General features: G+C 65.7%; 1 protein-coding gene. It reads right to left on the bottom strand.

From position 1 onward, the window contains the following. Positions 1-306 (bottom strand): hypothetical protein (locus JT719_RS24530; RefSeq protein WP_207436414.1); only part of this gene is annotated, 306 nt, incomplete at both ends.

Below are 306 nucleotides of genomic sequence, written 5' to 3'. Positions count from 1 at the left end.
AACGTCGCGGTGAGGTCACCGACATATGCCCACTTCTCGATCCAAAGAATGCGTTCCCAGCCGGAAAAATGCATTGCCAACCCATAGGCGGCGTAGACACATCCCGCCACGGCCACAGCCACGATGGCCTCACGCGCCCGCGCCCGTTCCCGCCCGAGCTGGACGGCCAGCCAGAACACTCCAGCATAGGTGAACAGCCGCAGGATGGCAGCATGGGTCATCGCCGGATCGATGGACACACCGCCAGCGACGGGCAGGCCAAGCGCCTGTGCCGCCTCCCCCCACCGCGGATGCCACCACGCCAGA

This window comes from Sabulibacter ruber (genome assembly GCF_017355955.1).
GTDB lineage: Bacteria > Bacteroidota > Bacteroidia > Cytophagales > Hymenobacteraceae > Nibribacter > Nibribacter ruber_A.
Note: the sequence above shows the minus strand (reverse complement) of the source record. Positions and strands in the feature narration are given on the sequence as shown.